This is a genomic window from Aeromonas sp. Prich7-2, from assembly GCF_017939255.1.
Classification (GTDB): Bacteria; Pseudomonadota; Gammaproteobacteria; order Enterobacterales; family Aeromonadaceae; genus Aeromonas; species Aeromonas caviae.
In genome coordinates, this window is record NZ_JAGKRI010000104.1 from 1 (window position 1) to 3,405 (window position 3,405).

The 3,405-nt window shown below is 49.6% G+C and carries 2 protein-coding genes; both read left to right on the forward strand.

Going from position 1 to position 3,405, the window contains the following annotated elements; all coding sequences use genetic code 11:
• A partial coding sequence (locus J9892_RS15375) for a site-specific integrase (protein ID WP_210538558.1) occupies positions 1-780 on the forward strand: 780 nt, incomplete at its 5' end.
• 470 nt (positions 781-1,250) lie between these two features.
• A complete protein-coding gene (locus J9892_RS15380; protein WP_103261772.1) occupies positions 1,251-3,173 on the forward strand; it encodes a PAS domain S-box protein in 1,923 nt (640 codons plus the stop codon).
• Positions 3,174-3,405 lie beyond the last annotated feature (232 nt).

Sequence of the window (3,405 nt, forward strand, 5' to 3'; positions counted from 1 at the left end):
GTAGCCGCTGGAAACCGCATTATCGGTATCGAGAAATGGAAACCGGCCACCTGCAATCGAGTATTAGCATTGCTCAAGGCCATCATGACCTGGGCAGCCCGTGCCGGACTGATCAAGGACAATCCCGCCGCCTTGGTGTCATTGCTGCGAGAGAACAATCGGCGCGAACGCTACTTCACTCCAGATGAAATCCGCCGCCTGTTCCGGGCTGCTGATCAGCATGAGAGTTTCTATACCGGTCAGTATGTCAAGATGTTGCTGCTCACCGGCTTGCGCCGGGCCGAGCTGGCAAGGGCCAAATGGCAGCACTACAACAAGGAGGACAAGACCCTATATATTCCCCACACCAAGAACGGCCATAGCCGTGTGTTGCACCTGAACCATATGGCGGTGGAGCTGTTGAACTACTTACCGGTGACACAGGGAAATCCCTACCTGTTTCCCGGCAAGCGGCAAGGGCAGCCATTGCAAAATCCCACCAAGGGGTTTCAGCGGATGCTGGCGCGAGCCGGTATAGATAAGGAGGGGGTTTGCCTGCACACCTGTCGTCATTCGGTAGCGGCGTTGATTGTCTCCAACGGCGGCACCCTGTTTGACGTGCAATCCCAGCTTGGGCACCGGAGCAGTCAGACATCACTGCGTTATGCTCACCTGCATAACACTCGGATGCAGCAGACCAGCCAGAAAATAGCCAATTGCATCCATGATGCCCTGACCAGCTCTGTACCATCCAAGCCGCTGCCACAGCCCGAAGAGGGCGAGTGGGTTCAGGCTAGCTAGGTATGTCGGTATCTCATCCAGTGGTGAGATACCGATATCGCTGTTTAGCAGCCCAATGATCCGTTTTCAGCGACCGTCCCGACAAACCGCTACACAAAATCTGTCGGGGCTTATGAGCCTTCTCAACCGCTTCTCGCCGGTTGATAACAAAACCCCTCACCTGATGACAAAACCCATAGCCGATGATGGGTTTTGCGAAAAACTGCCTGCCAGCCAATTCGTCACGCCGTGTCGCGGCCTGTTTGGATAATCCATCCCCTGTGTGATGGGAAGCCTGGATACGACCACCGAGTACAGCCTCCCTCCACTCGAAGGATGATCACTCAACATCTTGATGCTGCCCCAACCCTTCCAAAAAACTCAACAAGTGAGACATATCATACTAATTCTTAGAAGAAATTTGCTCGTTAACCTCACCACTGATATTTATTATGGTTATATTTTTCGGCAGGCATCAGGAGCTACCGAACATGGCAACTTATCCAATTCCACCAGATGAAGAAGACAGACTCAATCTACTACACGCCCTCAACATTCTCGATACTCCGTCAGAAGAGGCTTTTGATCGCATGACTCGATTAGTTGCACTCATTTTAGATGTCCCGATTGCATTGGTTTCACTGGTCGACACTGACCGACAGTGGTTCAAGTCGCGGATAGGTATTGATGAAAATGAAACCCCACGAGAAGTTGCTTTTTGTGCTCATGCTATAGCGCAAACAACACCGCTGATCGTGACAGACACAAAGCAAGACTCCCGCTTCATGAGTAATGCTCTCGTAACGGGAAATCCGAATATTCGCTTCTATGCCGGTGTGCCTTTACGTAGTATCGGTGGGCTCGCAATAGGCACATTATGTGCTATAGACTCCAAACCTCGACAATTGAGTCCTGATGAGATAAGCATTCTGGTTGACCTTGCCGCACTCGTTAGCAAAGAAATGCAAATGCGTGAAGTGCTTTTGAGTCATGCGCGTTCCGAGCAAGCCATACAAGCCATGGAGGATATCGAAGCGCGTTTTAGGACTATCTTTGAACGTGCAGGCATAGGTATTGCGATGGTTGCGCCAGACGGCGGATGGCTGCGCGTCAACGATGCGTTATGCCAAATTGTCGGTTACAGCCAAGATGAGCTTCTCAAGCTCACATTTCAGGATATAACCCACCCAGACGATTTAGATACTGACTTATCCCTGTTACAGCAATTAATTAATAATGATATCGACCACTATCAGCTGGAAAAACGTTACATCACTAAATCAGGACGTTCTGTTTGGATACAGCTGATAGTCACCAAAAAATTGAGTAACAACGGTGAGTTAGAGTATTTCATTTCAATTATCAAAAATGTACAGGAGCAAAAGGAAGCAGAGGCGTCCTTGGCTGAGTTACGTAAGGACTTGGATAGCCGAGTAGAAACAAGAACCAGAGACCTAAAATTAGCTAATGAAATGCTGTCCGCCTCTATTGCTCAGCAGCTTCGGTTTGAGCAGGAATTACGTAGACGCGAAGCTGAATTGCAAATGGTGCTCCAAAACGCGAACGATGCTTACGTATGCATTGATCACCACGGTGTGATCCGCGACTGGAATCAACAAGCAGAGCATACCTTCGGTTGGAGCCGCGAAGAGGTGATTGGCCGCCCACTGGATGAAACGATCATCCCGGCCTCAATGCGTGAGGCTCATCGTGCAGGGTTGGCATGCTATCTGGCTACCGGTAAGCACCATGTCCTCAATCAACATAACGAGCTGACAGCGGTACGCCGCGATGGCATGACCTTACCTGTTGAGGTCCGAATTAGCCCTTTATTTATTGATGGGAAAACAATTTTTAGTGCGTTCCTGCATGATATCACCGAGCGAAAAAAGGCCGAGGCAATCCACGAATTCGAAGCCACTCACGACGCGCTAACTGGATTGTATAACCGGCGTGGTATGTTCAACTTGTTGCCAGCAGCAATAGCCCGCGCCAAGCGGACTCAGACATCTTTAGCGTTACTTTATATCGACCTTGATGGCTTCAAGCAAATCAACGATACACACGGTCATGATGCCGGCGATTCCGTATTACGTGTCATAGGAACTCGCTTACAGGAAAACATTAGACAAACGGATACAGCAGTACGTTTAGGCGGTGACGAATTTACGATCGTGTTGGAGAACACTAAGCACGGGACTCCCGATGTCAATATGCTGGCGCAGAAGATATTGGAGGCCATCCAACAGCCGATACAACTCGATTCAACAACAGCTGTTATCAGTGCCAGTATCGGCATAGCAATCCATCATGCTGACGATATAATCAATGCCGATCAACTGATTAGCCAAGCTGACTCTGCGATGTACGAAGCCAAGAACGCAGGTAAGGCCCGTGTTTGCGTACATAAGTGACAATATGCCGACATAACAACGGTGTCTGACAATCAAGTCAGATACCGCTTATCGTTATTGAGGTGATCTGCGCCTCAGTAGCCGCTGAAAACCGCATTATCGGTATCGAGAAATGGAAACCAAGCTGCTGGTTGGCAGCGATTGTCAGCTGACAACGAGGTGATCTGCGCCTCAGTAGCCGCTGAAAACCGCATTATCGGTATCGAGAAATGGAAACCAAGCTGCTGGTTGG